At 61.2% G+C, this 24,699-nt stretch carries 20 protein-coding genes and 1 pseudogene; 3 read left to right on the forward strand and 18 right to left on the reverse strand.

Annotated features, from left to right (window positions below):
• Positions 1-2: 2 nt before the first annotated feature.
• The 14 genes from CD58_RS16860 to CD58_RS16925 all read right to left on the reverse strand — a co-directional run bounded on the left by CD58_RS16860 (position 3) and on the right by CD58_RS16925 (position 16,315).
• Complete coding sequence (locus CD58_RS16860) at positions 3-788, reverse strand: cyclase family protein (protein WP_025214175.1); 786 nt, start codon at positions 786-788, stop codon at positions 3-5.
• Positions 775-1,782 carry an NAD-dependent epimerase/dehydratase family protein gene (locus CD58_RS16865; protein ID WP_025214176.1) on the reverse strand — a complete coding sequence of 336 codons (1,008 nt, stop codon included), beginning with the start codon at positions 1,780-1,782 and terminating at the stop codon, positions 775-777. Before CD58_RS16865 ends, CD58_RS16860 begins: the two co-directional genes overlap by 14 nt.
• A complete protein-coding gene (locus CD58_RS16870) occupies positions 1,773-2,765 on the reverse strand; it encodes a fumarylacetoacetate hydrolase family protein (RefSeq protein ID WP_025214177.1) in 993 nt (330 codons plus the stop codon). Before CD58_RS16870 ends, CD58_RS16865 begins: the two co-directional genes overlap by 10 nt.
• Positions 2,762-3,334 (reverse strand): cupin domain-containing protein, encoded by a 573-nt coding sequence (locus CD58_RS16875; RefSeq protein ID WP_025214178.1) that lies wholly within the window; start codon positions 3,332-3,334, stop codon positions 2,762-2,764. Before CD58_RS16875 ends, CD58_RS16870 begins: the two co-directional genes overlap by 4 nt.
• Before the next feature lie 82 nt (positions 3,335-3,416).
• A complete protein-coding gene (locus CD58_RS16880) occupies positions 3,417-4,370 on the reverse strand; it encodes a PDR/VanB family oxidoreductase (RefSeq protein ID WP_025214179.1) in 954 nt (317 codons plus the stop codon).
• On the reverse strand, positions 4,370-5,422 hold the full coding sequence (locus CD58_RS16885) for an aromatic ring-hydroxylating dioxygenase subunit alpha (RefSeq protein WP_025214180.1): 1,053 nt from the start codon (positions 5,420-5,422) through the stop codon (positions 4,370-4,372). The genes CD58_RS16880 and CD58_RS16885 overlap by 1 nt, the downstream gene beginning before the upstream one ends.
• Before the next feature lie 49 nt (positions 5,423-5,471).
• Complete coding sequence (locus tag CD58_RS16890; RefSeq protein WP_025214181.1) at positions 5,472-6,674, reverse strand: MFS transporter; 1,203 nt, start codon at positions 6,672-6,674, stop codon at positions 5,472-5,474.
• A gap of 123 nt (positions 6,675-6,797) precedes the next feature.
• Positions 6,798-9,332, reverse strand: a complete 2,535-nt coding sequence (locus CD58_RS16895; protein WP_025214182.1) for an efflux RND transporter permease subunit — start codon at positions 9,330-9,332, stop codon at positions 6,798-6,800.
• A gap of 4 nt (positions 9,333-9,336) precedes the next feature.
• Positions 9,337-10,440, reverse strand: coding sequence for a WD40/YVTN/BNR-like repeat-containing protein (locus CD58_RS16900; protein WP_025214183.1), 1,104 nt, complete (start codon positions 10,438-10,440; stop codon positions 9,337-9,339).
• Between the two features lie 72 nt (positions 10,441-10,512).
• Complete coding sequence (locus tag CD58_RS16905; protein WP_025214184.1) at positions 10,513-11,877, reverse strand: DUF1329 domain-containing protein; 1,365 nt, start codon at positions 11,875-11,877, stop codon at positions 10,513-10,515.
• 12 nt (positions 11,878-11,889) lie between these two features.
• Entirely contained in the window at positions 11,890-13,569 is a 1,680-nt protein-coding gene (locus CD58_RS16910) for a DUF1302 domain-containing protein (RefSeq protein ID WP_025214185.1), read from the reverse strand.
• Positions 13,570-13,695: 126 nt separating this feature from the next.
• Positions 13,696-14,820, reverse strand: a complete 1,125-nt coding sequence (locus CD58_RS16915) for an FAD-dependent oxidoreductase (protein ID WP_025214186.1) — start codon at positions 14,818-14,820, stop codon at positions 13,696-13,698.
• A 178-nt stretch (positions 14,821-14,998) separates the two neighbouring features.
• Positions 14,999-15,361, reverse strand: coding sequence for a Rieske (2Fe-2S) protein (locus CD58_RS16920; RefSeq protein ID WP_025214187.1), 363 nt, complete (start codon positions 15,359-15,361; stop codon positions 14,999-15,001).
• Between the two features lie 15 nt (positions 15,362-15,376).
• Positions 15,377-16,315, reverse strand: coding sequence for a VOC family protein (locus CD58_RS16925; RefSeq protein ID WP_025214188.1), 939 nt, complete (start codon positions 16,313-16,315; stop codon positions 15,377-15,379).
• Between the two features lie 326 nt (positions 16,316-16,641).
• On the opposite strand from CD58_RS16925, the gene CD58_RS16930 reads away from it, so the two are divergent.
• Positions 16,642-17,553: a LysR family transcriptional regulator gene (locus tag CD58_RS16930; protein ID WP_025214189.1), complete on the forward strand. Its 912-nt coding sequence runs from the start codon at positions 16,642-16,644 to the stop codon at positions 17,551-17,553.
• Positions 17,554-17,577: 24 nt separating this feature from the next.
• On the opposite strand, the gene CD58_RS31910 is transcribed toward CD58_RS16930, so the two are convergent.
• Positions 17,578-18,441, reverse strand: a complete 864-nt coding sequence (locus tag CD58_RS31910; RefSeq protein ID WP_419178844.1) for a methyl-accepting chemotaxis protein — start codon at positions 18,439-18,441, stop codon at positions 17,578-17,580.
• A pseudogene (locus tag CD58_RS31915) lies at positions 18,436-19,515 on the reverse strand (HAMP domain-containing protein); the annotation flags it as partial. The gene CD58_RS31910 and the pseudogene CD58_RS31915, both read right to left, overlap by 6 nt.
• Positions 19,516-19,904: 389 nt before the next feature.
• On the opposite strand from CD58_RS31915, the gene CD58_RS16940 reads away from it, so the two are divergent.
• Positions 19,905-21,062, forward strand: a complete 1,158-nt coding sequence (locus CD58_RS16940; RefSeq protein WP_025214191.1) for an alpha/beta hydrolase family protein — start codon at positions 19,905-19,907, stop codon at positions 21,060-21,062.
• 431 nt (positions 21,063-21,493) lie between these two features.
• Positions 21,494-23,173 carry a thiamine pyrophosphate-binding protein gene (locus tag CD58_RS16945; RefSeq protein ID WP_025214192.1) on the forward strand — a complete coding sequence of 560 codons (1,680 nt, stop codon included), beginning with the start codon at positions 21,494-21,496 and terminating at the stop codon, positions 23,171-23,173.
• A gap of 15 nt (positions 23,174-23,188) precedes the next feature.
• Here CD58_RS16945 and CD58_RS16950 read toward each other — a convergent pair whose 3' ends face one another.
• Both CD58_RS16950 and CD58_RS16955 read right to left on the reverse strand, forming a co-directional pair.
• The gene (locus CD58_RS16950) at positions 23,189-24,007 is read right to left on the reverse strand and encodes a helix-turn-helix transcriptional regulator (protein WP_025214193.1); all 819 of its coding nucleotides are present in this window, start codon (positions 24,005-24,007) and stop codon (positions 23,189-23,191) included.
• Positions 24,008-24,011: 4 nt separating this feature from the next.
• Positions 24,012-24,551 carry a kinase inhibitor gene (locus CD58_RS16955; protein ID WP_025214194.1) on the reverse strand — a complete coding sequence of 180 codons (540 nt, stop codon included), beginning with the start codon at positions 24,549-24,551 and terminating at the stop codon, positions 24,012-24,014.
• Between the last annotated feature and the right edge of the window lie 148 nt (positions 24,552-24,699).

The following is a 24,699-nucleotide window of genomic DNA, read 5'->3' on the forward strand; positions in this document are numbered from 1 at the left end:
GCTCACTCCTCGAAAATCGCCACGGCGCGGACGAAACCGGCCGAGGCGTGCCTGATCTTGTAGGGGAAACAGGACACCTGGAAACCGTTGGCTGGCAGACACTCGAGGTTGGCCAGTTTCTCCATCTGACCGTAGCCGATGTCGCGCCCGGCCTTGTGCCCCTCCCAGATGATCGAGGCGTCCCCCGTGGCGGCGAAGCGCTCGCGCGTGTATTTGAATGGCGCATCCCAGCTCCAGGCGTCAGTGCCGACCACGCGCACCCCGCGCTCCAGTAGATACAACGTCGCCTCACGACCAATGCCCACCCCGGCATCCAGATAGCCCGGCTGCCCGAACAATGCACCGGCGCGAGTGTTGACCAGGACGATGTCCAGTGGCTGTAGCTCGTGACCGATGCGTGCCAGCTCGGCCTGGACTTCGGCGGCGCTGACCACATGGCCATCCGGCAGATGACGAAAGTCCAGTTTCACGCCGGGTTGCAGGCACCAGTCCAACGGCAGTTCGTCGATGCCAAAAGCCGGCTTGCCGCCGTCTGTGGTCGAGGCGTAATGCCAGGGCGCATCCATATGCGTGCCGCTGTGAGTGGTGATCTGCAGGCGTTCAGCGGCCCAGGACTCATCGCCAGGCAATTGCGCCTTGGACAGGCCGGGAAACATCGCGGCCATCTCCGGCCAGCCTTGCTGATGGTCCATGTAGTCGATTTTCGGCAGCAACGGCGGTGGATCGGTGTAAGGGTTGTTATCCAGGGTAACGGACAGGTCCACCAGGCGGCGTTTAGTTGATTGCATTTTCGCTCACTCCAAGCGCCACCCGCCCACGCACACGACGCGCCGGGGCAGCAGCTTTCAAACTGTTACGTATCAAGGCGCCGGCAGAGCCGTCATGGCGAAAGCCAAGGGCACGGGCCAGAGGGGTCTTCATTGCGGGGAAGTTGCCGAATAGCGCTTGCAGTCCAGCATCCGGCGCGAAGCTGATCAGCGCGCGGCGCTCCTGGCCGTAGACAGCGGCCAGGGCATCGATGACCTGGGCAATGGACAGGTGCAACAACGGTAACTGCCAGACACGTGACTCGCCGAGCTCGGCGGCTGGCAGTTCGGCTGCCCGCAACAGGTTATCCACGCAACACCGCACGGACATCCACCATGCCTGCGCCTGCGACGAAACCGGACAGCAATACGGCTGGCCTTCGGCGAAGGCGTGCAACAGATCGCTCATGAACGCCGAACGCAGTCCATTGGGTTCACGGGGACGGGCGACAATGCCGGGCAAGCGCACGGCACGACCGTCCACCTCGCCTCGTCGGGCCAGGTCGCTGAGCGCCATTTCCACCATCACCTTGTGGGCGCCGTAACTCAGTTGCGGGCGCGGTGCGGCACGCTCGTCGATGCGCGTCGGCAGGTCGCCGCCGTACACCGCCACGCTGCTGGCATACACTAGCACTGGCGTGCCAGGCTGTTCGCGTAATTGGTCAAACAACTCCAGGCTCGCCAGCAAGTTGACCTGGTAGCCCAGAGAGTAATGCTCCTCGGCCGCCCCGCCCGGAATGCTCACCAGGTGAAAAACCACGTCGATGCCATCGGCCAACGCGCGACGCAACAACGCCGCGTCGGTGACACTGCCGTAATGCAGGCGCAAACGCTTGTCCTCGGCAAACCCCACCAACTCTTTATCCAGCAATATCAAGGTGCTGATGGACTGGCCGCGTAGTTCATTGGTTTCGAGCAATCGCCTCACCAGTGTCCGCCCGATAAAACCATTGGCCCCGGTAATCATCACACGCATGGCAGGTCTCCCTGCACGACACGTTGGTCTATCGCGCCGAAGACCGGCTGCCCTTGCTGATCGAGGACTTCCATGAACACGCGGTCGCCAAAGCGCATGAAGGGTGTTTGTGGTGCACCTTGCTCAATCATCTCGACGGCACGACGTTCGGCGATGCAGGCAGCGCCAACGCTGGGATCGGCATTGGAAACGGTGCCGGAACCTATCAGGCAGCCGGCCCTGAGGCGCCGGGTCAGCGCTGCGTGAGCAATCAATTGATGAAAGCCAAAATGCATGGCACCGCCATGGGCGTGACCAAACCACTGGCCGTTCCATTGCACTCGCAGCGGCAGGTGCACACGCCCGTCGCGCCAGGCCTCGCCCAGCTCGTCTGGGGTAACCGCCACCGGGGCAAAACTGGATGAGGATTTGGCTTGGATAAAACCGAAGCCGGTCTTCATTTCACGGGGTGCGAGCGCTCGCAGGCTGACATCGTTGACTTGCAGGATAAGGCGAATATGGCTTGCGGCCGCTTCTGCCGAACAGCCCATGGGCACGTCATCGACCAGCACCGCGTATTCACCTTCGAAGTCGATGCCATGGGCCTCACTGGGCAGCACGATGTCATCGTGGGGCCCCAGGAAATCGTCGCCGCAGCCCTGATACATCAGCGGTGTGTGTTCGACGCCCTCGATGGGATCAAGCGCAAAAGCCTTCTGCATCCGCTCCCCATGGCTGAGGAAGGACGACGCATCCAACCACTGCCAGGCACGTGGCAACGGTGCAGCGGCCTGCCGCGGATCGAAGGCAAAGGCACTTGCCAGTGCCCCCTCGTTCAAGGCGTCATAGCGGGCGCGCAAAGCAGTCTCGACGCTTGACCAATGATCGATGGCCTGCTGCAGCGTCGCGGCAATATCGCTGGCATCCACCGCCCAAGCCAGGTTGCGCGATACTACCAATAGACGACCGTCGCGACTGTGATCCTTGAGGGTGCTCAGCTTCATGGTTGTTCTCCGTGCAGTTCGGGGGCGAAGCGGCCATCGAGCAGCACGAACAGCATGCGCGCCATCTGCTCGGTGCGATTACTCCAGGCGTGATTGGTGCCTCGCTGCACGACAATGTCACCACGCTTGAGATGCACCTCCTCGCCGTCCAGCACCAGCCAGACCTCGCCTTCCGTGACCACGCCGTAATCGAGCGTTTCGGTGCGGTGCATCAGTTTGTGTTTGGAATCAGCCTGGCCCGTACCGGCATGGGCCTGGCCGATTTCGACGAAGGTCGCCGCGGCATCTTCGGCACTGACCTGGTTCTGCACGCTGTCAGGTGGGATATCCACCACGCGGATCACACTGCCCAGCGGCCCGGGACTCAATTGAAGCGGCTTGCTGGTGGGATCGTCACCGTTATCCAGAACGGCCGGGCTGGCGGCACTGTTCCAGATCTCATGGAAGACCGTGCCGGGGACCGCCTTGAGCGGGAAACTGTTGGGCGTCGGTCCGCTGAGCGCGACCACCGCCTGGCCCTGGGCATCGTGCCCGGTGACCACGCGTTTGAAACCTGGAAGTTGTTGCATGTTCGATTCCTCAATCAGTTTGCCAACGGGCATGGCGAAAAAATGGCGTCGTAACGGGCATAGATGGACTCATGAAAAAACCTTAAAGATCGAGAACCAGTCGCGCGCTCTTGGCGCGAGAGCAGCACGGCGTGAACTGGTCATTGCGGGCCCTCTCGGCATCGGTCAGGAACATGTCGCGATGCTCTGGCTCACCCTCCAGTACGCGCGTCAGGCAGGTGCCGCAGATGCCCTGTTCGCAGGACAAGGGAATGTCGATGCCGGCCTCAAGCAGCACCTGGGCCACGCTACGATCGGCCGGCACTTGCAGACACTGCCCGGTGCTGGCCAGCTGCACCTCAAAACCACCCGTCTCATGGGTCGGGACCGCGACGGCGGCAAAATACTCACGGTGCAATTGCGCCTCGGTCCAGCCCTGCTCGCGCGCGGTACCAAGCACGTGCTCCATGAAGCCGTTCGGGCCACAGACATACAGGTGACGGTCGCGGGTCGGCGCGGATAAAACCCGAGCGGCGTTGAGACGCTGGGAACCTTCACCATCGTCGACATGGACATGCACACGGTGGGCAAATGGCGAATGGCGGATGTACTCAATAAAGGCCATGCGTTCAGCTGAACGGCCGCAATAGTGCAGCTCGAAAGCAGCGCCGCTTTGGGCCAGGCGCTCGGCCATACAAAGGATCGGCGTGATGCCGATACCACCAGCGAACAGCAGGCTGTACCCTGCCCCATGCTCCAGCGGGAACAGGTTGCGTGGCTCACTGATACTCAGCCGGCTACCTTCCTGCACCTGCTCGTGCATGGCCTGCGAACCGCCGCGAGACGCCGGGTCGAGCAACACGCCCAGCAGGTAGCGGTGACATTCTTCCGGGTGATTGCACAGCGAGTACTGGCGCACCAGGCCATTAGGCAGATGCACGTCGATATGCGAGCCGGCGCTGAAAGCCGGCAGCGAGCGGTGATCGACCGCGGCCAATTCGAAGCTGTAGATTCCATCGGCTTCGCGACGCTTGCGGGTCACAACGACGTCGATCATCACGGGGTACCCACCGGCTGTTCAGCGGCCGCCCGCTCGGACTCGATCAAACGACGCAGGACCCGGCGGCAGCGCACGGCACCGGCATCGACCGGCAGCAACACAGGGTTAAGGCCAAGCAATTCAACCTCGCCAATCTGACGCTGCTGGGCCTCGACCATGGGTTTGTCTTCATCGGAAAAAATGCCGATCAACATCTTCTGGACAAAGGCATTCAACTGTTCATTGTGCTGCTCGAAACTGCGCGTGTTGGCGAAGAAGTAATGGGTATTCGTTGCGTCCTGTGGGGTCATCAGGTGCAGGTTCCAAGTCACCGGCCCCTCCTCCCTCGGGCGCCCTGGCGCGGTGGCGCCACTGCCCAGCAGCATCAGGCCGGGCGCATGCCAGATCACCTCGGCCCAGACGTCTGCCCGAGTCGGGTCTTCAAGATGCGCGCCGAACGCCGGCGGGGGCACGTCGTCAGGGGCCCACCAGCTGATGCGCACGCGATCATTGGACAGTTCCTCGACGCTGGCGCGCACCCGTGACAACGCACCGCCACCCAGCGTATCGGGGTGCAGGAAATCAACATGGCTCAGATCCATGATGTTGTCCGACAGCAGCTCGTAGTGGGCGCGGGTAGGCAAATACCCATTGCCCTTGGCATGGGTTGGCGCCTGCTCAAAAAAGGAAAAATCGGGAATCAGCGCATCGCTGGCCAGTGCCGGATCGCCAGGCCAGACCCAGATCGCCCCATGGCGTTCAACGGCAGGGAACGAGCGCACACAGGCGGCCTTGGGGATACTGCCTTCGCCATGGGGATTGTGCGTGCATTGGCCGTGGCCATCGAAACGCAAGCCGTGGTACGGGCATTGAACGCTGTCGCCGACAATCTTGCCCATGCGCAGCGGGGCAAACCGATGTGGGCAGCGATCATCGATCGCCTGGACCGCGCCCTGGCTGTCGCGAAAGAACAGGATGGGCCGCTCGACAATGGTTCTTCCAAGCAGCGCTCCCGGCACAAGCTCGTCTGCCCAGCCAGCGATGTACCAGGTGTTGAGCAAATAATTCATGATGATCTCCTCGTTGTTCTTATTTTGATAAAGCGCCGAATGGGGCAGATCAGCGTTCAGGGTCCACGGCGACGATGGCGGGAAAAGCTGTCCCGCGGCCACGCAACCGAATGCAAGCCACGGCCACCAAGAGTTGAACGCCCGCAACGATCCCTAGCGCGGCTGGCAAAACGCTGCTCACCCCACCCGTGATAGCCAGCACCACCAGCGGGCTGACGAACTCACCGGCAAAAAACATCGACGTGAAGCCGCCGGCGGCGCGGCCGCGCTGGTGGAAGTCAACCTGGGCCATGATCCAGGTGAGCAAGGTCGGCATCATCAGGCCAATGCCCAGGCCATTGATCAGGACGGCGAACACCACCAGCCCGTGGCTGCCGGCCGCCGCCATCAGCCCGCCGCCGATACCGGCCGTGGCGAAGGCCAGGAGCATTTTCCGGTACACCGGCATGCCGCTCAGCAAGCGAAAACCCAAGGCGCCGGCCAGCACGCCGAGCTGACTGGCGCCCATGGTCAATCCGATCTGCTGCGAGCCGTCGACATGCAGCAGGTTGAGCAGGAAACCGACCTGTACCGGCACGATGAACAGGCTCAGGCCTGCCAGGAACGCCAGTCCATACAATGGAGCCAGGACGCGCCAGGGGAACGCCGTTCTTACCGCCGTTGCCGCTGTGACTTCACGCGCACGCGGCTCCCATAGCAGCCAGGCCATCAACGGCAGAAGCACCAGTCCTAACCCATACAGGGCAAATGGGGTGCGCCAACCGTGCTCGCCGAGCACGCCACCGACGGCAATGAAAATCGCCGCCGCCAGCGAGGTGGCGACCATTTGCAGGGCGAACATGCGCTCACGCCGCGCACCGCTGTAGTAGTCACCCATCATCGTGGTGCAACAGGTCATGATCGCCGCCTCGGCCAAGCCGATACCGGCGCGGCTGATCACGATGGCCGACAGCGACTCCAACCAGAAAGGCAACACGCCACAGAGGGTGTAGAGAAACATCGCACCGATCAGCAACGGCTTGCGCCCGAGCCGGTCGGCGATGATTCCCGCGACGGGGGCCAGCAGCGCAATCATCAGCGCCGGTAACGTCAAGGCCACGGGCACCAGCACCGCCACACCCGGTGTGTCGGCGAAATGCTCTTGCATACGCGGCAATACAGGCGCCAGCAGGACCGCACCCAGCACCGGCAAGCAACTGCCGAGCAACAGCAACAATGACTGCGGCAAGCCCGCCTGGCGCTCAACGTTCATCGCGCACCTCCGAGGGTTGGGCCGCGCAAAACGCCATGCCGAAGGCGCTCAGGCCGGCGATGAGGTCAAGCCAGAGAGGCTGCTGGAACAGATACAGACGAGGCATGGCATGGTCCTTTCTTGTTATGGCGCGACTTGATTAGCCGCTGCTTGTTCGTGGCCGGAAGTCTTCTTGCTCTGCGAGCGCTGCACACGGGCCGCCTCCGCCGTGGCGCCGATGAGCGGCACATTCATCGGGCGACTGGTCTCATCCAAGGGTTCAGGCGCGGCCCGTCCCTTGCTGACACGCTTGCTCGGCAACAGGAAGTGCGCCAGGGCCGGCAGCAGCACCAGCGCCCCGACCATGTTCAAGACGAACATGAAGGCCAGCAGCACGCCCATGTCGGCCTGGAACTTGATCGGCGAAAGCATCCAGGTGGCCACGCCAATCGCCAGGGTCACACCGGTCAGCATCACCACCTTGCCGGTGGATAGCAGCGCCCGGTAATACGACTCCGACAGGCTTGTACCCTGGCGCATATGCCCGAGCAGGATGCTCATCACGTAAAGCGCGTAGTCGACCCCGATACCCACGCCGAGGGCGATGACCGGCAGGGTCGCGACCTTGACGCCGATGTTCAGCCAGACCATCAGCGCTTCACAGAGGATCGAGGTGAGCATCAGCGGAATCACCGCACAAATCGTGGCGCGCCAGGAACGGAAGGTGATCAGGCACAGCAGGATCACCGCCCCGTAGACCCAGAACAGCATTTCGCGATTGGCCTGCTTGACCACGATATTGGTCGCTGCTTCGATCCCGGCATTGCCAGCGGCAAGGAGGAACTGCACCTCGTCGGTATTGTTCGCAGCGGCGAACCGTTCGACGTGCTCCACCAGGCGGGTCAGGGTTTGCGCCTTGTGGTCGGAGAGGTAGACATACAGTGTCAGCAGGCTGCAGTCTTCGTTGTACAGCCCGCGGGGCGCACCGGCGGTGACCATGTTGAGCATCGCCTGGTTGTTCTGCAGCTCGTACCACTTCGGGTTGCCTTCGCTGAGGCCGACCAGCATCCGACGGTTAAGCAGCGCCAGCGAATTGGTCGAATCCACACCAGGCAAGGTGCGCAGTTGCCAGTCGAGGGCATCGACCTTGCTCAGGATGTCGTAGCGCGAACAGGCGCTGGCCGGCGTCTTGATCATGACCGCGAACAGATCGCTGCTGGCGCCGTAATGCTGGGTCAGGAACGCGTCATCCTGGTTGTAGCGCGAGTCGGCCCGCAACTCCGGGGCACCGGCGTCGAGATCGCCGACTTTCAATTGCAGGCTGACCACGAAGCCGACAGTCGCCAGTGCCAGGCTCAGGGCAATGCACAGCGCAGCCCAGCGACGCTGGGTGAACAGGTCGAGGAAGCGCCAGAACCCGTGGCGATTCTGGCCGGCTTGTTCGGCGTGTTCGCTTTTCAGACTCAGGCGCGCAGCACGGCGGCTGACGCCCACATAGGAAAGCAGCACTGGCAGCAGGATCAGATTGGTGAAGATCAGCACAGCCACGCCGATGCTGGCAATCATCGCCAGGTCCTGGATCACCTGGATCTTGATGATCATCAGCACCGCAAAGCCCACCGCGTCGCAGAGCAATGCGGTGAGACCGGCGAGAAACAGGCGGCGGAAGGTGAAGCGTGCGGCGACCACACGGTGCATGCCACGACCGATGTCCTGCATGATGCCGTTCATCTTCTGTGCGCCATGGCTCATGCCAATGGCAAACACCAAAAACGGCACCAGCACCGAATAAGGGTCCAGTTGATAGCCCAGCAACGGCAGCAGGCCGAGCTGCCAGACCACCGCCACCAGCGAGCAGAACACCACCAGCGAGGTGCTGCGTATGCAGCGGGTGTACCAGTAGAGCACCACGGCGGTGATCAGGATGGCCACGGCAAAGAACATCAGGATCTGCCGCAGGCCGGCGATCAGGTCACCGACTTTCTTGGCGAAACCGGTGATGCGAATGTCGATGCTATCGCTCTGGTATTGGCTGCGCAGCGACTCCAGTTGTTGCGACAGTTTGGTGTAGTCCAGTGGCTGGCCGTCGGGGGTGCGCTGCAGCAGCGGGACATGGATGATGCTCGAAGCGTGGTCGAAAGCCACCAACTGACCGATCTCGTTAGACAGCTGCACATTGCGCCGCAATGCCGCGAGGCTGGCGTCGCCACCATCGTAGTTGTCCGGAATCACCGGTCCACCGTCCAGGCCCGCTTCGGTCACCGCCACCCAGCGTGTGGCCGGTGTCCACAGCGACTTCATGTACGCTCGGTCGACACCGGGCAGCAGGTAGACTTTGTCGCTCAACGCCTGCAGGGTCTTGAGGTAGGCGCTGTCGTAGATGTCGCCTCGCTTGTTGACCACGGCAATGCGCACCGCGTTACCCAGCCCGCTCAGTTCCTGTTGGTGCTCCAGGTAGTTGGCGATATAGGGATGATGGGTGGGGATCATTTTTTCGAAACTGGCATTCAACTCGACACGGCTGGACTGCCAACCGAGCACCAGCGTGGTCGCCAGGCACAACAGCAACACCCACAGACGATGGTTGAACAAGGCTCGCTCAAGTACCGAGCCGGAACGCGGATCAAAGTCATCGAAGGCATTGTCAGGGGACGGGGTGAAATGGATAGGGGACGTCATGATCTCACTCCGAAGCGGCAGTGGATGGCTGCGCAATACGCTGCAGCCCAGTGAAACCGGCGACGATCAGGCTGCCATCGGCGGCCTCGACCAGACTTGAAACAGGCCTGCCCAAGGGCTTGCCCAGTGGTAGCAGTGCCGCCCCGGTCAGCTCACTGTTGCGAAACAGCACACCGCTCTGGTTGACCAGGAGCACCCGGCCGTCGGCCAGGCGGGTGGCGTCGTTGAAGGAAATCGGCATGGGGACTGACAGGCGTTGGAAGCTGTCGCCACCATCCTTGGAGATAAAGGCGTTGCCCCTCAGACCGCCAACCAACAGAGCGCCATCGGCGCGGCTCTGCAGGGTGAAGAAACTGCCATCGTAAGGACTTTCCAGTTGACTGAACGAAACCGCGTCGTCATCCGAGCGCGCCAGGTAACCCTGCTCGCCAGCGAGGAACCAGCGTGACCCCTGATGACTGATGGCGTACAGGTGCATCCCGTTCGGGTTGACGATGTGTCCCATCCGCGATTGCCAGGTGGCGCCACCATCGGTGGTCCACAGCGCCAGCCCGTAGGCCCCCACGATCAGCCCGTGTTGTGCATCGATGAAATCAAGCGCCAGGAAGGGCTTATCCGCGCCATCGGCGACGAGACGCTCGGCACTTTGTACGCGTGCCAATGCATCCTCCGGGTTGGCAGCCGTGGCCTGGTCGGCCTTGGCTGTCTCCAGTTCGAGCTGCGCCGCACGTGCGCCGTCGAGTTGCAGCGTCCAGTGCTCGCCACCATCGCGGGTGACCAATACCACGCCAGCGTGACCCACTGCCCAGCCATTGCGCGCATCGACAAACTGCACCGCCGTCAGGCTGACCGAAACCGGTACCGGGGCCTGACGCCAGCTTTGCCCGTTGTCGTCGGAGAGCAGCACCAGGCCGCGCTCGCCCACGGCCACCAGACGTGTGCCGGCCCGCGCCAGATCGATCAATACGCTCTTCTGCGCCGCCGGCACCGGCATGGCCGGAGTGCTCAACGGTGCACCCACGGCAGTCGGCCCTGCCAAGCACTCGCTCGTGGCGAAGGGCAAATACAGGGCCAAGAGCACAGCGCTCGCCTGACTGATTCTGTTCATAACCTAACCTCGGAAAAACACTCGCACCCCAAGGGCAGACCGACAGGCCTGCCCTTCACGCTCAGCTCAGACTCAACGCACGCCGCGACCGGCCATCGCCGCTGGCGAGAACTCCGAGGCCTTGTAGCGATCGACCGCGTGATACTGATCCGGCAATCCGGCGTAGACGTTCTGGATAAACCACGCACCCGAAGTCAGGTCATAAAAACCGGCAGACAGTTGCACCACAGCTGGCAAGTCGGGCAGTACGGAAGGCAGGGACCAGAGGGTCTTGGCCAGTTGGCCGCTGGCGTCCCAACGGTCGCCGAGCAGGGCTTGCCAGGTGTCTTCGTCGAGGTAGTAGCGACCTTTGGGCAGCTGGTGACGCTTGCCGGCGGCCAACGTCGCCTCGACTACCCAGACGCGGTGCAACTCCCAACGCACGTAGTCAGGATTCAGATGATGCTTGGCGAACAGGTCTTGCGGCTGGGCAGCGGTCTGCACCTTGTTGGTGTTGTAGGGAACATACATTTCCTGCTTGCCCACCAATTTCCAGTCGAACCGGTCCGTACGTCCCTGCCACACGAACAGTTCGTCGAAGGACATGACCCCGGCGGTGGACGGCGTCGGTGTATCGCAGCAGGCGTTGGGCAGCGTGCGCACCCGGCGCTGACCGGCCAGATAGACATGAGCCTGGGATTTTTCGCCGTTGATGTTCTCGCGTCCCAGGATCTGTTCGCCGGCACGAATCGCCGGGCCGGAATTGACAAAGTGCACCTGCCAGTAGTCACCCGAGTAGTTTTCAGGGCCAGCCTCCTCGTAGTAGTAGGGCATCTCCTGGGTCAACAGGCCGTCGCTGGTCATTACCTGATTACCGTCGGCCGTCATCAGATAGTGGCGAAAATGCGCCGCCACCGAGGTGCCGCGCCAGTTCAGCAGGTGGTTCCAGATGGCTTCGGTACCGTTTTGTGGAATCGGAAAGGGGATTCCGCCATAGGCGCCGTCGGGGATCAGGCCGGCGCTGCTGTCGACCAGTTTGGCGCGGGTCGCATTCTTGAACGTGTTGTCATAGACCCACTGCGGCGCGGCGGCTGTGCGCCGGGTCGGATAGACATCGATGCGATAGCTGTCCGGGAAGCGTTTGAACAGCTCTTTGGTGCCGTCGCTGAGCTTGTCGGCGTACTTGGCCAGGTTCTGGGCGGTGATGCTGTACAAGGGTTTGTCCGCGGCAAACGGATCGCCCCGCTTGCCGCCCGGGACGTAGCCTGGATCGACCTTGGTGTAGCCACCGTCCCAGGCCGGGATGCTGCCGTCGGCATTGCCCGCCTTCTCGGCACCGAAGGGTGTCAGGGTCTTGCCCAGCGCGGCCGCTTGTTCAGCGCTGGCGGCCAGGGTCATCGGCGCGGCAGCGGCCAGCAGGGTTAAGCACAAGGCCTTTAGAGTGAACTGAATGGTCATGCGCAAATCCTCTTAGAACGTGGTCTTGACGGAGAAAGCCAGGTAATCCCGGTCCTTCAACGACTGCTTGTAATTGAACTGGTTGGCGGCGTTGAGGCTGGTGTCCTCGGGACCGTAGAAGTGGGTGTAGGTCAGCCCTACGGTCACTTGGTCCAGGTAGGTGGCGGAGACGCCGATGTTCATGTCCCCTCCTCTATCGGGGCCAAACCCGCTGATCACCGCCGACTTGCCCATGGGGAAGTAGCTGATGCCCAGCGGCACGCTGATATCGACGCCAGGGAAAAACTGGCGATAGGTGGGCGTGTACACCAGCTTCAGGCCCAGGCCGTCATCGGTGGCGTTAGGGTCGAGGGCTGCGCGGTTCCTGGTCACGGCCAACAGGCGGTTCCAAGCCACTTCCCCTGTCAGGCTCGCTTCATTGGCGACGAAGGAAGGGCCCAGCGACGCCAGGACGTTGAGGTTGACGTGGGCCGTCCGGCCAACGGCGTACAAGGCGTCATCGTTGTTGTCCGCGTCGACACCCGCCAGGACGGTCTGGGCGTTGGACACCAGCGGCATGTTCCAGCGCATGGATGCCTCACCGGCAAAGCTGTACTCGTCCACGGAAGTCGCGAAACTGGCGCCCAGGACGCGGATATCTTCCGGGTAAACCCAGGAATATTCGCCGACTTGCCCGGTACTGAAGTTCGGCCCGGTGGCATTCGGCTTCAAGTACAGCGTTGGGGTTTTCTCGTGATATTGGAGCGCGTACAGACCGTAATCCGTCGTCCCGGTGTTGTACTTGAGCTGCAGGCCGCCTTGGCCGGAGCTCCTGGCTTTCTTGTCCTTGCCATGGAAAAACGCGGCCGGGCTGTTGGCATTGCCGCCAAGAAAATCCGGAAACGGCCCGCCAGTGATCAGCCGTTCATTGCCGTCGCCGATGGTATCGCTGGTGGAGAAGTAGCTACCGGCACCCGGTAAGCGGGTGGCTTCCCACTCCAACTGGTAGAAGGCACCCAATGACACGTCATCGGTCAGTTGGTAGGCGGTCGAGAGTTGATTGACCGGCCGGGTGATTTCCTTGAATTGGGTGTTGGGTACCGATTGCGCCTTGACCACGTCCACTGGCGCCATGGCACCGGCAATGCCGTTGCCGCCAAAGAACAGGCTCTCACCCCAGATCAGGCCATGACGCCCCGCGCGAACCGATAAGGCACGGTCGGCCAGCTCACCGTTCCAGTAGACAAAGGCATCCAGCAGCTCACCGTCACCGCCGTGCAGTTGACGGGTGTCGCTGGTGAATTCGTCGAAGCCCACCGAACGTTGGTTGGCACTGGCCGCGTCGTTGTTGTCGTTGCGGTCCTGGTAGACGGTGTCGTACCAAGCTGCACCGCTCAGACGGGCCCCAAAGTTGTGAAAACCGATGTCCAGTTCGGAAAGAATATCCAGGCGATTGGAGATCAGCCCCTTGCCGAAGTTGTGATCGCCGTCATTCTGGTTCAGCGCCGTCTGCCCTTCGCTGAGTTTGCTGCTGGGGTCCTTCAGGCGCCAGGCCGCGCTGTACTTCAGCGTGTTGTCCCAGCGCAAGCTGAGATCGGGATTGCCGGTATCGATCTGAAACGCCTGGGCAGCCGAAGCGCCAAGCCCCAGGCTGGCAGCAAGGGTCAGGGTGAAGGGGACACGCCGCGAGGCAGCGAGCTTGCGAGTAGCCATCGAAGTAACCCTCTTTATTGTTGTTGTATGTCAGCTCTTCAGGTAAACAGCGCCCGCCGTCGAGCCAGGCCAGACCTGCACGGGCATGAACATCCTTGGGAAAGTGAAATCAGTCCTGCCGGCGCCTCAAATGGGCTCTGCCGTGACCTCGAGCATCCGCCTGACCAGGCCGATCCGGTCGAAGCTGCGGTCGTGGTCCATTTCCTTGTCGCCGGCCAGCACCGAGCTTTCGCTGATGAATTTGCAGCGCTCATAACGGCGCGCCATAAAGCGTTCGAGCTGCTGTTCGACGCTGCCACCGGCGACCAGCTCTTCGCCCAGCACGACGGCGTCTTCAATGGCCATGCCAGCGCCCTGCCCCAGGTGCGGCGTAGTGGCGTGCACCGCATCGCCGATCAGCACGACGCGGCCGCGGTACCAAGGCTCGTTGACGAACACCACCTCCAACGGTTTGTAGACGACCATGTCGCTGTTGCTGATCTGCTCGCGCAGTTCGCCGATCAGACCGGTGAAACCGCTCAGGCGCTGGCGCATCTCGGACGCCAGCGTGGTGGCGTCCATCCTGGGGTTACCGGGCTCATGGGAGGTCATGAACATGTACATCTGGTCGTGCCCCAGCGGCACCAGCCCGGCATTGCCGGCGGGTCCCTGGAAGGTAGCCAGGTGATCGACGCCAGGGGTACGTGGAAAGTTGTAGCGCCACACCGATTGACCGGTGAAGCGCGGCTGGTATTTCTCACCGAACAACAAACCGCGCAGATGGGAGTACAGGCCATCAGCCCCCACGACCAGGTCATAACGACCGCAGCTGCCTTCGGTGAACAGCACGTCGACGCCCTCGCCCGCCTGCTCCAGCGTTTGTACGCTCAGGCCCAGGCGAATCGAGGCGCCCAGGGCCATCGTGGTTTCACTGAGGACTTGATGCAGGGCCAGACGGGAGATGCCGACGTTGGCGGGGTACTCGGGGCCGGCCAGGCGCTGCCCGGGAAGGCGTGCCAATTGCTCGCCGGCGGTGTTGGAGATGGTCACATCCTCGAATGCGAAGGCGGCATCCAGATAGCCGTCCAACACACCCAGCTTGGCCATCTCACGCACGACGTTGCTCTGCTGGATGATGCCGACGCCGTAGACGGTCCACTGCGCCTTGAGTTCGACAAGATCGACTTCGATGCCCTTGCGACGCAACGCGATTGCGGCACATAGACCTCCGATACCACCGCCGACAATAAGCACCTTCTTCACTGGGTTCATGCTTGTCTCACTCTTATTCTTGTTATTCACGCTGGCGTTCAGCAGGAGCGACTCAAGGCTTCGCTACCGGATATTTCTGCACGCATTCGCTACCGCGTTGTGTTCACTTTCTCGGCAAAGCAGGCGTTTGACTAATCGCATGTAGGGATACGATGTATCAGAAACCGCGATACGTTGATTACGGTGCGCACGCCTCCAACTGAGCCGCGTCGAGCACCAGCCAGTCGGCCTGCAAATACCATTGCAGAGCGCTCAGGCGCTCCCCCAGGCATGGCCCGTAGACGCACAGGCCACTGTCCGGAAGGAATCGGGCACCGTGGGCGTAACAGATGATCTGGCTGCCATCGACGCTGAGAAAACGGTCCTTGCGGTACTCCAGGGACACAGCCAGATGCGGGCAGCTGTTGCGATAAACCCGCACCTCACCGTGGTGACGCAGGGCAAACACGCTGTCCTTCCCCGAACCCAGCGGATCGAACCCGCGGGCCTGCCCTTCAAGCAGCTCATCCAGGCGACACAGGGCAACGGCGGCGTGACTCATGGCCGACATCCCCATTCAGGCCTGCTTGGGCGGCGGACCGCTCGGAAACCATTTCTCCCTGGACGTGAACAGGAACAACTGCGAGTTATCCGCCGACAACGGCGCCTGGCGTGCTTGCCAGGCATCATCGTGCTTGTCCATGTCTGCGTCGTATTCGATGTGACAGCCCAACGGGCTGTTGAAGTACCAGAACCAGTTGGAGCCAAAGAGGTGACGGCCCGGTCCCCAGAAGCTGGTCCAGCCGTTCTGCTCGAAACGTCGCCCGGCTAGCAGCACTTCCGTGCCGCTGCCCATGTGAAAGGTGAAGTGCTCGCAGCCCTTCATGTGCGGGGGCGTCTGGATCATGAACAGGCAGTGGTGGTCATCGGAACCGGCCGGGCGCATGAACGGACCGGCGCCAACAAAGGTGTCGGTGGTCACGAAGCCCAGGCGCTTGTAGAAGGCTTCGGCCTTGACCGCATCCGGCACGAAATACACCACATGGGAAAGGGTGCGCGGCAGGGCCTGCATATCGGGGTGGATGCCCGGTTGGTTGACCGGGCGTTGGGGGGCATGGCCCGGTGCATTGGTCAGGTCAGCCGGTGCACTGTAGGAACGCCGCACACTGATCTGGAAAGCAATGGCAAACCCCATGTCGTCAACGCTGTGCACGGAACCATTGGCACCGCGGGTCACCGGGCGATCACGCCCTAGCTCATCGGCGATGGCCTCAAGATCAGCCACGCCAGCGACGCCATAAATGGTTTCACGAATCGAGGGGGCAGGCCCGATGGCCGCCGGCAGAGAGGCGTCGTCAGCCCGGCGGATAATCACGGCAGTGCCATCGAGGGCTTCGAAACGGCCGCCCTCGCTGTCGACATCGACAGGTTGCAGGCCATAGTCACACAGGCAATGGGTACAGGCTTGAATGTCGTCGACGCCAAAAACCAAGGCATCAAGGCCGATGATGTTCATTGCTACCACTCCATTGAAATTATTCTGCGCAAGGCCAGCACCTCGCTGTGGGAACAGTGCCCAGGCGATGCGCTGCTAATGCTGTTTTTTAGAGTCGATACAGCGTCACGGCCAACCGACTGCGTGCCGATACTGACGCGGGGGAAATCCACTGACTAATCGCTTGTCGGGATGCGACCTATCGGCAAACGCGATACTTGACTGCATAGAGCCAACGACGGGGAAAATCCAATATTCATCGGTCGGCGCGCCCCTTCAGGGGACTTGACGGCGTGATAGGAACGCCGGAAGGTATTTACAAAATAAATACAAAAATCGAGACCGCCATGCGTTTTAACCACTTGGATCTCAATCTCCTGGTGGCGCTTGATGTGCTACTGGAAGAGCAGAACATCACCCGCGCCGCCGAACGCCTGCACATGACCCAATCCGCCACCAGTGGGGTACTGGGCAGGCTGCGGGTCTATTTCGAAGATGAACTGCTCGCCCAGGTCGGGCGCAAGATGCAGCCCACGCCCTACGCCCGTGAACTGGCGGCGCCAGTGCGCCAGATATTGCTGACGATCCAGTCCTCGATCACCGCCAAACCGGTGTTCGACCCCGCCACCAGCAAGCGCCATTTCCGCCTGATTACCTCGGACTACCTGATCAGCGTCCTGTTTGCCCAGGTGATCCAGAAGATCTACCTGGAGGCCCCGCACATTACCTTCGAACTGCTCGGCCCCGGCGACACGTCCACCGAGCTGCTGATGCGCGGCGAGGCCGACATGATGATCGTGCCAGAGCGCTACCTCATCGAAGGCCACCCATCGCAGCTACTGTTCGAAGAAGAGCACGTTTGTGTTGTATGGGACGGCAACACCCAAGTGGGCGATAGCATCACCCTTGATCAGTACATCGAGATGGGCCACGTATCGGTGATTTTTGGCCGCAACCGGCAACTGAGCGTCGAAGAATGGCTGATGAGCCAATACGGTTTCACTCGTCGCATGGAAGTGGTCACCCACGACTTCAACACCTTGCCGCAGTTGATCGTCGGCACCCAGCGCGTCGCCACCATGCTCCAGCGCATGGCCAGGCTCTACGCCAACTACCTGCCGCTGCGCATCCTGCAACCACCGGTGAAAATCCCGGTGATGCGTGAGTTCATGCTCTGGCACCGCACAATGGATGGGGATCCGATGCACCGTTGGCTGCGGGCGAAGATCAGTCAAATCATCAACGAGCTGGAGCAGTAGTTGCTCCCGCTGCTGGGTGGCGAATCAGGTGCGGAAATGTCCGACGGCCGCTTTCAACTCGCCGCTAACCTGTTGCAGATCGGCCGTTGAGACTTGCAGTTGCAGGCTTTCCCTTGCACTCCCTTCGGCCACCTCGCGCACCCGCGTCATGCTCTGGCTGACTTGCTCGGCCACCACGCTCTGCTGCTCGGCGGCGGCGGCAATCTGCTGGTTCATTTGTTCGATGCTGGATACCGCCCGGGTAATCCGCGCCAGTGCCTGGGAGGCTTGGGCGGCAAGGACCACTGTTTCATCGCTCAGCACATGACTGCCTAGCAAGCGCTCGGCGGCGTGTTGGGCAACGCTACGCAGACGAGCGATCAGCCCTTCGATTTCCGTGGTTGAACGCTGAGTGCGCCGAGCCAGACCACGCACCTCATCGGCAACCACGGCGAAACCGCGACCGTGCTCGCCGGCACGCGCGGCCTCAATGGCGGCGTTTAGCGCCAGCAGGTTGGTCTGCTCGGCCACCGCCTTGATGACATCGAGCACCCCGCCAATCGCTGCGCTCTCCACCAACAGGGACTCCATGGCTTGCGCGCACCCACTCATCTCCACCGCCAGATGGTCGATCTTGCCACCCGCCTGACGCACCAGTTCATCGCCCTCACGGGCCTGTTCATCGGCATGCGCCACCGCTTCGCTGGCGTCACCTGCATTGCGTGCGACCTCCTGTGCCGTGGCGGCCATCTGTTGCATAGCGGTGGCCGCCAGTTCGGTCTCCTGGCGTTGCTGCTCGACACCCCGACTGTTGCTCTGGGTCACTTCGGCCAGGCTGCTGGCCATGCCGTTAAGCGAGCCAACACCACGATCGATGCGCCCGACCAACCCGCGCAGGTTACCCAGCATGCTGCCCACTGTGCTCAACAACTGGCCCAACTCATCGCGGCGAACGCTGTCTGGCGCCGGCTGACTCAGATCTCCCGCCGCGACACGCTCGGCCAACTGCACGGCCTGGCGCAGCGGCTGCAGAATCAACTGGCGGATCAGCAGGCTGGCCCCCATGCCTAAGGCCAACGCCAGCGCAGTGATCAGGCCCAACTGACGATAGGCGCTGCGATTATCGTCCAGTACTGCCTGTTTCTGCTGTTCCTCGGCCTGAGCCAGCAACGTGCTCACCTGCTCTGTTTGCGCGTTCATCGCCGCACTGTTTCGCGCACTTTTCTTACGGCTGTCGGCGAACTCGACGAAGGCCTTGCGGTAGTCGCCCAGGGCGGTGCTCGCCTCCTGCAGTGACTCGTCTTGCTGCTCGCCAAGATCGAGCGTCTGCATGGCGGCCAGCAGGTCACTCATGCTCATTTCCCAGTCGCTGCGGTAACGCTCCTCGCCGTCGAGCGAGTAATACAATTCGCTATCACGCAACTTGGCGAGCTTGTCCCGCAGCGCGGCGGTCTGCTCAAGCAGCACCATCTGATCGCTGTTCGGCGGTATACCCTGCCCCAACTGGACGTTAAGCGCATCCAGTTGATCAAGAAACAGTAAGGTGAAACTGCCACCTGCCGTCTGCGCAAGCGCCTGCATATGCAGACGGGCCTCGCGGGCCCGACGCAACGAATCCGCATAGCCGAGAAACTGCTCCAGGTACGCGCTGACAGCCGTGCGCATGGTGGCGCGGGACGCGCTACTGGCTGGTTCATCATCGAGTTGCTGGCTCAGTTTCCCGATAATCTCGCGCACTTGGTCCAGGCGCTGCGGAGCAAGTTCCAGGGCGAATTCCTTCTCGGCGATGCGGGCACGCAGGATCAGCGCCTGGATCGATGACTCCTGACGCGATTGCTCACCGCGCTGCTGCAATACTCCCAGAGAACGAAAAGCGGTGGCCGCCACCCCCAGCGTCACCAGCAGTACCAGGCCGAAACCCAGCGACAGCTTGGCCCCCACCGATAGATTGCCGAGCACACGGCTCAGTGCAGACATGCCCATCTCCTTACACAGCAGGGAAAAGAACGCCGTGACGGACGATGTCTACAGCTCATCAAGCGGCGGGATCGAGTGGCGCTATTCGCCAACGGCGGTACGGTATGCGGGGGACTTTAATGAATCGAATCTCGACATCACCAATCGCATCCCTCGCTAGGAGCAATCGCGAAGTACGATGATAGGTATCTGGATTTACGGCTTGAAGTGTGAACGTGGAACTCATAGACCCGATGCAATTCACACACGCCATCGTTGTTCGCGATACCTGCCATCCCGACTCGCGATTGGCCAAACAATAGGCCTCCCTTTAGCCTGCTTCAAACCGCCTTAACCGGATCCAGCTGGCCCGGAGCTGGCTGCCTGCCTTTGCTTGCACAAGGACAATAACGATCATGTTCCGCTACTTCCCAACCAACTACGTGTGGAATCTTTCCGTCGACCTCGCCATTGAAATGGGTGCCCGCATCGGCGAAATCGAGGAGATGTGCGCGCCGCTACAGGAGGCTGCCAAACAACCCGACGCCGCCGGCAGCAAGGCCTTCCGTGAAACGTGGGCAAAAATGGCCGATAAGCTGTGCGGTTTGGCTGAGGAAGACGAAGCCAATGGCCGACTGTTGTCGGCCGGGGAAAAATACAACCGCGCCGCCACCTATTTCCTGAGCTGCGAACGCCTGCAAGCCCATGGCGCCCCGGGTCGCGCCGAGCTGTACCAGCGTTTCCTGCGGACCTTCCAACGGGGTGTCGAACTGTCGCAAGAGAACTGCGAGCGCGTTGAGATACCTTACGAGGGCAAGCACATTTCCGGCCTGCTGGTACGTGCTGAAGGCGTGACCGGCCCGGCGCCGATTCTGGTGCAGGTCAACGGCTTGGATTCCACCAAAGAAATGAAATACCGCGTCGGCCTGCCCGCCTGGCTGGCCAAACGCGGCGTGTCGTCGCTGATCATCGACCAGCCCGGCACCGGCGAAGCACTGCGCCTGCATAACCTGACTGCGCGTTTTGACAGCGAACACTGGGCCAGCCGGGTTGTGGACTGGCTGGAAACCCGCAGCGATGTCGACGCCAAACGCATCGGCCTGGAAGGCGTGTCGCTCGGCGGCTATTACTGCCCTAGGGCGGTAGCTTTCGAGCCGCGCTTCGCTTGCGGCGTGGTCTGGGGTGCCAACCATGACTGGCGCGATGTGCAGAAGCGCCGCATGGAAAAAGAAGGCAGCTTCCCGGTCCCCCATTACTGGTCGCACGTGGCTTGGGTATGGGGCGCCAAAGACACCGATGAGTTCATGGCCATCGCCGAGAATGTCCACCTGGACGGCATACTGGATCGCATCAAGGTGCCCTTCCTGGTCACCCACGGTGAAAAGGATTCGCAGATCCCATTGAAGTGGGCACACCGCACCTACGAGCAGTTGGTCAACAGCCCGAAACGCGAGCTGAAGATATTCACCGAACGTGAAGGCGGCGTGCAGCACTCGAGCTTCGATAACAGCATCAATGCCGGCCAGTACATTGCCGACTGGGTCGCTGAGGTGCTCGGCGGTCGTACGGCATGATGGACGTGAAATCGCCCTAGACTCACCGCTGGTGTTAGCTTGGCCTTGCAGTGAAACTGCACGACTCGGCGATCTTCCCCCCTGGCGACCTGAGCCCTGTATTCCACAGGTCCCAGGTCGCTTAGCTTCAGCCCGATACGTGATTGCCTGATGCGCCGCCGATAGCGACATCAACCCCTCCCGATACCTACGCAAGCCAAGGGTTAAAACACGCTGCAACCTCGGCAACGTGACACTCGACTTCAATAGCTGACGGAATGAACTCCAGACCAATCATCGTTTGTCGCCCTGCTCGATGGTGCTCAGAATCCATTGCACAGCACTGTGCTTTTATTTGAGCGCGGTCGCTCTGTCATTGATCGAGTCAGCACCTGCCAGAAAGCGAGCCGTCTACCCTATTCATACCGAACCAGTCGATTAAGGAGAAAACAATGAATAAAACCATTTCTCGTCGCAGCGGAGGTCAAATATTGGTGGATGCCCTGTGCATTCATGGCGTCAAAAGGGCTTTCTGTGTTCCAGGAGAAAGCTACCTCGCGGTGCTCGACGCCTTGCATGACGTACAAGAAGAAATCGATCTGATCGTGTGCCGCCAGGAAGGTGGAGCGGCCTACATGGCCGAGGCCTACGGCAAGCTGACGGGAGAGCCAGGCATCTGTTTCGTGACCCGCGGGCCAGGGGCAACAAACGCCGCTGTTGGCGTTCACACCGCGTTCCAGGACTCTACTCCGATGATCCTCTTCATCGGCCAGGTCGCTCGCGATCAACAGTATCGCGAAGCCTTCCAGGAAGTTGATTTCCGCCAGATGTTTGGCCCCTTGGCGAAATGGGTCGTGCAAATCGACGACACCCGCAGGATTCCCGAATTGATCAGCCAGGCATTCCATCGAGCAGTCAATGGCAGGCCAGGGCCAGTGGTGGTCGCACTGCCGGAAGACATGCTGACCGACATGGCGCAAGTCAGCGATGCCGGGGCTTTCAAGCGTGTCCTGATGACGCCGGCAGCCGAACAAATGGCGGCCATGCAGCAACTGCTCGAGCGCTCGGAGCGTCCATTGATGGTGCTGGGTGGTAGCGGCTGGGATGTCGAATCAGTGCAGGACATCCGGCTTTTTGCTGAACGGCAGAATATCCCGGTGGCCGCCTCCTTTCGCTGTCAGGACCTGTTCGACAATCGACACCCTCACTATGTCGGCGACCTTGGATTTGCGGCGTCGGCACAGCTGTCATCGGCCGTGAAAGAGGCCGACCTGCTCCTGGTCGTAGGCTCGCGAATGGGAGAGGTTTCGAGCGGTGGCTATGCGGCTTTGGATATTCCCGTCCCCCAGCAAACCTTGGTGCACATCCACCAGGGGATCGAGGAGCTAGGACGGGTCTACCAACCAGCGTTGGCGATCAATAGCAGCATGTCGACCTTCGCAAAACTGGCAGCGAGACTCCCGGCGGCAACCTCGCAAAGAGACAGTGAATGGACGCGCACGCTGAACCAAAACTATCAGCGGAACCTGGAGCGTACGTCCTCGCCTGGCCCCGTCCAAATGGCCGACATCATTGAGTGGTTGAATCGCAGGCTGCCGGATGATGCGATCCTGACCAATGGCGCTGGAAACTATGCGGTCTGGCTTCAACGTTTCTATCAGTTCCGCCATTACCGCACCCAGCTGGGGCCTACCAACGGCTCCATGGGCTACGGCGTGCCTGCTGCCGTGGCCGCCAAACTGACGTGCCCGGAGCGCGTGGTGGTGTCGTTTTCCGGCGATGGCTGCTTCCTGATGAATGGCCAAGAGATCGCGACCGCAGCGCAGTACGGGGCCCATGTGATTTTCGTGGTGATCAACAATGGCATGTACGGCACCATCAGAATGCATCAGGAACGCAACTACCCTGGACGCGTATCAGGCACGCAATTGCACAACCCGGATTTCGCCGCCCTTGCCCAAGCTTACGGACTGCATGGCGAGGTGGTAACCGCCACGTCGGAATTTGCGCCAGCGTTTGAACGCTGCCTGGCGGCATCCCGGCCCTCCCTGATTGAAATCAGAGTCGATCCTGAAGCATTGACACCTCGACTCAGCCTGACTCAGATCAGAGAGCAATCGAGCAAAAGGTAAGCGGATCGCTCGCCCCTAGATCGCCGCCCGCAAATCCCGTGGCGACAGGCCGTAGTGCGAGCGAAAGCGCACGGCAAAACGCGAGGCCGACGCATACCCGCTGGCACCGGCAATTTCACCGATGGGGCGAGAAGTGGTTTGCAACCATTGCAATGCCATTGCAAGTCGAACGCTTTCCAGAATATTCCTGAAACTGTCCCCTTCATTGGCCAGTTGCCGGCGCAACGTCGACTCACCGAGGTTCAGTTGCTGTGCAACGCTGGCAACGGTCCAGTCTTTCTCCGGGCTGCCCAAGATCAGTCGCTGAACGCGTTCGCACAGTGGATCGTCGCGATCCATCAGAAGCGGTCCGGCCAAGCCGCCAAGCCCCAGGCTTAGTAAAACCGCTTCCCCATAGTGGGTGCGCAATGCGTGTGGAGCCTGCGCATTGATGGCCGCCAGCAACTGGTCCCACGCCTGCGTGATATGCCGGTCCAGCGGAACACACAAATCGGCCGTCGGAGCTTGCTGGCGACTCATGATCTGCTGGCCATACCGGGAGCTGAAATCCCGTAGGACCGAAGCGGGAAAGGTCACTGCATCGGCGATGTAGTGACCTTGAAGACCCGGGAAGTTCGAAATACCTAGCTCGCGTCCGGCCGGCATCAGGATCAGGTGTTGCGGCCCGACGCGCATCGATCGGTCATCCCATTGCAACAGCTTTTCCCCCTGGCGTACTCGACACAGGGTGGTCGCAAAGATCGATACCCGCTGCAAGGTATGGGGCTGACGCGCCCGAATGACACACGCATCGATGATGTTTTCCCGGTGCTGTATGCCGACATTTGGGCGCATCGTTTTAACGTCCGTAAAGGGGAGTGATCGTCGCTTTGGCCAGGACATTGGCATTAAGCATATAACCTACCAAGGCGCCACTGGCCTGATTGTCGAGGGGTAGCTTATCGACTTTCAGCGCCCATACGGTGAATTGATAGCGGTGTGGCTTATCCCCTACCGGAGGACAAGCCCCGCCAAATCCAGGCTGACCATAATCGGTCCGACCTTGTACCGCGCCAACAGGCAGGTTCGAGCCCACGCCCCTGGGCAGACGGGTGGTTGAAACGGGCAAATTGACCACCGTCCAATGCCACCAACCACTGCCGGTCGGTGCATCAGGGTCGTAGACCGTGATTGCAAAACTCTTGGTACCGGCGGGAGCATTGCTCCAGGAAAGCTCGGGCGAAGTATTGCCCCCTTCGCAACCGAAGCCTTGGAACACTTCGCGCTGGGTCAGCGGTCGATTTTCAGCGATATCCTGACTCGTCAGCGAAAAATCGGCGGCGTGCCCCGTAAGGACTACGCCCATGGACAATGCGGATAGGATTGTTCTGATGTTCATCGTGACCTCATCTGAGTCTTGGCGAGAAGCACGAGTCTAGAGAGCGCACGGGGTGAATACTGTGCCGAAACGCTCAACTATTATGCCGAAACGCTCTGTCGATTCAGAGGCTCACTCAATCTGCTCAAGCCCATGCTGAAACTGGATC

The organism is Pseudomonas brassicacearum (assembly GCF_000585995.1).
GTDB lineage: Bacteria > Pseudomonadota > Gammaproteobacteria > Pseudomonadales > Pseudomonadaceae > Aquipseudomonas > Aquipseudomonas brassicacearum_A.

Excerpts from the sequence above, each read along its gene's own strand:
- CD58_RS16955 (WP_025214194.1), bottom strand. The coding sequence starts at position 24,551 with ATGAACATCAGAACAATCCTATCCGCATTGTCCATGGGCGTAGTCCTT.
- CD58_RS31910 (WP_419178844.1), bottom strand. The coding sequence starts at position 18,441 with ATGCTGGGTAACCTGCGCGGGTTGGTCGGGCGCATCGATCGTGGTGTT.
- CD58_RS16950 (WP_025214193.1), bottom strand. The coding sequence starts at position 24,007 with ATGCGCCCAAATGTCGGCATACAGCACCGGGAAAACATCATCGATGCG.
- CD58_RS16930 (WP_025214189.1), top strand. The coding sequence starts at position 16,642 with ATGCGTTTTAACCACTTGGATCTCAATCTCCTGGTGGCGCTTGATGTG.
- CD58_RS16895 (WP_025214182.1), bottom strand. The coding sequence starts at position 9,332 with ATGACGTCCCCTATCCATTTCACCCCGTCCCCTGACAATGCCTTCGAT.
- CD58_RS16945 (WP_025214192.1), top strand. The coding sequence starts at position 21,494 with ATGAATAAAACCATTTCTCGTCGCAGCGGAGGTCAAATATTGGTGGAT.
- CD58_RS16940 (WP_025214191.1), top strand. The coding sequence starts at position 19,905 with ATGTTCCGCTACTTCCCAACCAACTACGTGTGGAATCTTTCCGTCGAC.
- CD58_RS16880 (WP_025214179.1), bottom strand. The coding sequence starts at position 4,370 with ATGATCGACGTCGTTGTGACCCGCAAGCGTCGCGAAGCCGATGGAATC.
- CD58_RS16890 (WP_025214181.1), bottom strand. The coding sequence starts at position 6,674 with ATGAACGTTGAGCGCCAGGCGGGCTTGCCGCAGTCATTGTTGCTGTTG.
- CD58_RS16865 (WP_025214176.1), bottom strand. The coding sequence starts at position 1,782 with ATGCGTGTGATGATTACCGGGGCCAATGGTTTTATCGGGCGGACACTG.
- CD58_RS16905 (WP_025214184.1), bottom strand. The coding sequence starts at position 11,877 with ATGACCATTCAGTTCACTCTAAAGGCCTTGTGCTTAACCCTGCTGGCC.
- CD58_RS16875 (WP_025214178.1), bottom strand. The coding sequence starts at position 3,334 with ATGCAACAACTTCCAGGTTTCAAACGCGTGGTCACCGGGCACGATGCC.
- CD58_RS16885 (WP_025214180.1), bottom strand. The coding sequence starts at position 5,422 with ATGAATTATTTGCTCAACACCTGGTACATCGCTGGCTGGGCAGACGAG.
- CD58_RS16910 (WP_025214185.1), bottom strand. The coding sequence starts at position 13,569 with ATGGCTACTCGCAAGCTCGCTGCCTCGCGGCGTGTCCCCTTCACCCTG.
- CD58_RS16900 (WP_025214183.1), bottom strand. The coding sequence starts at position 10,440 with ATGAACAGAATCAGTCAGGCGAGCGCTGTGCTCTTGGCCCTGTATTTG.
- CD58_RS16925 (WP_025214188.1), bottom strand. The coding sequence starts at position 16,315 with ATGAACATCATCGGCCTTGATGCCTTGGTTTTTGGCGTCGACGACATT.
- CD58_RS16915 (WP_025214186.1), bottom strand. The coding sequence starts at position 14,820 with ATGAACCCAGTGAAGAAGGTGCTTATTGTCGGCGGTGGTATCGGAGGT.
- CD58_RS16920 (WP_025214187.1), bottom strand. The coding sequence starts at position 15,361 with ATGAGTCACGCCGCCGTTGCCCTGTGTCGCCTGGATGAGCTGCTTGAA.
- CD58_RS16870 (WP_025214177.1), bottom strand. The coding sequence starts at position 2,765 with ATGAAGCTGAGCACCCTCAAGGATCACAGTCGCGACGGTCGTCTATTG.
- CD58_RS16860 (WP_025214175.1), bottom strand. The coding sequence starts at position 788 with ATGCAATCAACTAAACGCCGCCTGGTGGACCTGTCCGTTACCCTGGAT.